Below are 2,767 nucleotides of genomic sequence, written 5' to 3' on the forward strand. Positions count from 1 at the left end.
CCTTCAAACGCCCCGGAACCGATGTGTGTTACTGAATTAGGGATAGTTACTTCTGTAAGGTTGTTCCCTTCAAACGCCCCGGAACCGATGTGTGTTACTGAAAAACTATCTATAGTGCTTGGAATTACAATGTTTTTATCATTGGTTTTGATACCTGTTATTTTTATAGTATCATGTGTGATTTTTGAATATGTAAATTTCATTTTAACTTAATCTATTAAGTGAATAACCTTTTTCTTTAGCCCATTTTGGGTTTTCTTCAATCATACGATGCCCTTCACGAGATACTGCAAGCCAATATCTCGTGTCTAAGAATAAGCTACCTACACGACCTTTCATGTGATGAATGTCTGTGGTTGGCTGTTTCGTTATGGGGCAAATTTGATTTTTTGGATCAGATAGAAATTCTTTCCGTAGTATGGTGTATTGTTGAATTTCTGTTTTACGCTTTTCGGATATAGGATTTATCCGCTTAGGTTTAGCGTATTTCTTTGTGCAAAGAGCAGAGCAATGTTTTTGAAGTGAATTATATTGTTTAAACTGTTTGCCACATTCACAAGATTTAAGCTTTACCACTTAATTCTCGTTTCTTATCATCTAGAAGTATAATGTGCTCTTCTCTTGTTATTAAAGGGGATAGTTTCTCTAAATCTTTTAGATTTTCTATTCCTTCAATAGCTGGAGGGATTAACTCATCTTCTTTTGCAATATACATTTCTTGTAATTCTATATCATCAGAGTTAGAAACCAAATCTCTTACTTGAATTAGTGAACCAAATTTTTTTGCTTTTTCAATATGGTTTATAACTCTGTTTCTTTCTTTTTCAGCAATTTGGTCTTCTTTACTGATTCTATTAGAACTTACTTCTGTGTAACTAATATCTTCTGCATCACCATCTGTTAAGTCTGTACCTGCTACATGGTTGTATAACCAACATTTTGCTTTTCGTTCTGCTTTACCAATACAAGAATCACTTGTTGCATAGTTTCCAGCTTTAACTGTAAATTCCAATACTTGTTTTACTTCTTTTTCTTCTCCAACTTGGTAAGTGATATTACAAACAACTAGCGCAGTTTGTTTGTCGTTTGAGAAATTTACAGAAGGATATATGATGCTGTATTTAAGTCCTTTTACTTTCTTAAGTAAGAAAGTAAAACCTTCTTTAGTGACATACATATTACTAGCAATAATGTTGAATTGATTACCTGTAGGGTTTAGTCCTAAAAGAACTGCATCAATTAAACAATCCTTAACCGTTTCTAAAGGATATGGGTTTGGCATTTGACCTTTGGAAGGTTTGTCTCTATCAGTTCTAAATCCAAGTTTAGACCCAGCTAAAGACATAATAGGTTGCATTACATCTGGAGTTAGGACATTCCTAATTACTGTTATTGCATTAGCCATCGCAAAGGCATTAGTGAAATTTTGACTCTTATCTGATAATACAGCTAGTACTTGTGAATTAATAGTTTCAGCAGCTACTAATTGATTTTGTGGAATTGTGCTTATTTCTTGTGCCATTCTCTTATGTTATTTAAAGTGGTTTGGTGGATTTTAGTCATGTTTTTCGCATGGTTTAATTGCGATTCACAGTTTATCCAAAATTGTTTTTTTGTTTTATTAACTATAATGTATAGTTTTAATTCTCCTTTATTTATAGCAGAAGGAAGTTGTTTGTATGCATTAAATAATAAACAGTTTTCAGCTTCTTCTGTATAGTCTAAAGTGTAATATTCGTTATTCTCCATTTGCGTAATCTTTTAGAGATTTTCTAGATATTCGCCACTGGCTACCTACTTTTTTAGCTACTATAAGTCCATTTTTAATGTGGTTATGAATAGTTTGAGTAGTTAACCCAGTTAATTGCGCTACCTCTTTGATTGGAAGGAGTTGTTCTTCTAGAGGTATTTCTTTTTTTTCGATTAACTTATCTAACATACCTGTATTAATAATATGTAATGCTATTATTCTTAGTTGCTCGTCAGATAGTTCTAGTTGAACGTTTAGAGGCATTATTCTTTAGTTAAAAATTCAATAATATATTCTTGGTCTACATGACCATGTTTTGTTAGACAGTAATCACAGAAATCTAATAAAAGTGTTTGCATGATTTTCTGTTGTTCATTTAGTTCTACAAGAAAGATTGTATCATCTGTTATTACTTCTATATCCATAACAGGTGTTTCTTCATAATCAGCTTCTTGTGTGTTATTTTGCACTTCTGGAGTGGGAGGGTTTTCGATTTGGTATTTAGTGTTATTAAATACGTCTTGAAATTCTTCTTCTGAACAAAGAATGTCTTCTAAAGGGAAAATTATTTTACAGTGTTTTAGATCTAGTACTAAGTCATCATCAAAACCTATGTTTTGTAAAGCAGTAATTCGCTTTTCTTTTAAGAGGTTATCTTTTTCTATTTGTAAAGATTGCCTTTCAGCTTCTAATCGATTGTTTTCAGCTTGTATACGCTCTTCTTCTGCTTTTTTATTTGATTCTATTTCTGCTTCTTTCCTTAAGTTTTCTTCTTTTATTCTCTTTGATTCAGCTTCTTGTTCTTCTTTTTGTTTTTCTAAAGCAAGACGCTGTTCTTCTTGTTTGTTTAAAAGAACTTCTCTTACTTCGAATTCTTTTACAATTTCAGTTCTTTTTGAAGCATATTCAGATTGAAATTCCTCTACATTAATACTTTTTTCATCATTGAACTCTTTTTTTAGAGCTGATATGTTATTAAATGTAGACAAATAGATCTTGTTTATCCAGTCATTGTAG

At 31.7% G+C, this 2,767-nt stretch carries 5 protein-coding genes and 1 pseudogene; all 6 read right to left on the bottom strand.

What is annotated here, in order from left to right; translation table 11 throughout:
* Window positions 1–203 (bottom strand): leucine-rich repeat protein (locus GOQ24_RS14300; RefSeq protein ID WP_160339993.1); only part of this gene is annotated, 203 nt, incomplete at its 3' end.
* Window position 204: 1 nt separating this feature from the next.
* Window positions 205–339: a hypothetical protein gene (locus GOQ24_RS16840; protein ID WP_262885687.1), complete on the bottom strand. Its 135-nt coding sequence runs from the start codon at window positions 337–339 to the stop codon at window positions 205–207.
* A 223-nt stretch (window positions 340–562) separates the two neighbouring features.
* The gene (locus GOQ24_RS14310) at window positions 563–1,522 is read right to left on the bottom strand and encodes a hypothetical protein (RefSeq protein WP_160339994.1); all 960 of its coding nucleotides are present in this window, start codon (window positions 1,520–1,522) and stop codon (window positions 563–565) included.
* Complete coding sequence (locus GOQ24_RS14315; RefSeq protein ID WP_160339995.1) at window positions 1,507–1,749, bottom strand: hypothetical protein; 243 nt, start codon at window positions 1,747–1,749, stop codon at window positions 1,507–1,509. Before GOQ24_RS14315 ends, GOQ24_RS14310 begins: the two co-directional genes overlap by 16 nt.
* Entirely contained in the window at window positions 1,739–2,014 is a 276-nt protein-coding gene (locus GOQ24_RS14320; RefSeq protein WP_160339996.1) for a helix-turn-helix domain-containing protein, read from the bottom strand. The genes GOQ24_RS14315 and GOQ24_RS14320 overlap by 11 nt, the downstream gene beginning before the upstream one ends.
* Window positions 2,014–2,767, bottom strand: a pseudogene (locus GOQ24_RS14325) (hypothetical protein); the annotation flags it as partial. The gene GOQ24_RS14320 and the pseudogene GOQ24_RS14325, both read right to left, overlap by 1 nt.

Origin of the sequence: Myroides sp. LoEW2-1 (assembly GCF_009767705.1) — a bacterium.
GTDB lineage: Bacteria > Bacteroidota > Bacteroidia > Flavobacteriales > Flavobacteriaceae > Flavobacterium > Flavobacterium album_A.